The sequence below is a fragment of the Actinomycetospora termitidis genome (genome assembly GCF_030286555.1).
GTDB lineage: Bacteria > Actinomycetota > Actinomycetes > Mycobacteriales > Pseudonocardiaceae > Actinomycetospora > Actinomycetospora termitidis.
In genome coordinates this window covers 1-393 of the sequence record NZ_JASVWF010000023.1, presented here as the reverse complement: position 1 = coordinate 393, position 393 = coordinate 1, and the positions used below count along the sequence as shown (strand labels likewise).

The 393-nt window shown below is 61.3% G+C and carries 1 rRNA gene; it reads right to left on the bottom strand.

From position 1 onward, the window contains the following. Window positions 1-345: 345 nt before the first annotated feature. A 16S ribosomal RNA gene (locus QRT03_RS32295) occupies window positions 346-393 on the bottom strand; the annotation flags it as partial.

Genomic DNA, 393 nt, shown 5'->3' with positions numbered 1-393 from the left:
GGCGACCAGGAAAAAAAGATGCTCGCGTCCACTATCCACTTGACAAACCCACCCGCAGACCACCACGCCGAACCACACCTCGTGGAACGACCATGATGACTGCCCAGAGACAACAACCGCCCCCACACCCACCCAAAGGGGTGTGAGGGCCGGGTCGTCCTCTCAGGACCCAACAGTGCGCCAACGCCTTTTCACGTGTCCTGGTTCCACGTCAATCCAGTAAGCAACCCGCCATCTCGAGACCGAGATCAGCAGGCCCTCCGTCGCACCCTCACGGCCGCCACCCCACACCGGGGCAGCTGTCACCGACAAGCGTGTCGACGATCCGAGGCAGATGCTCCTTAGAAAGGAGGTGATCCAGCCGCACCTTCCGGTACGGCTACCTTGTTACGA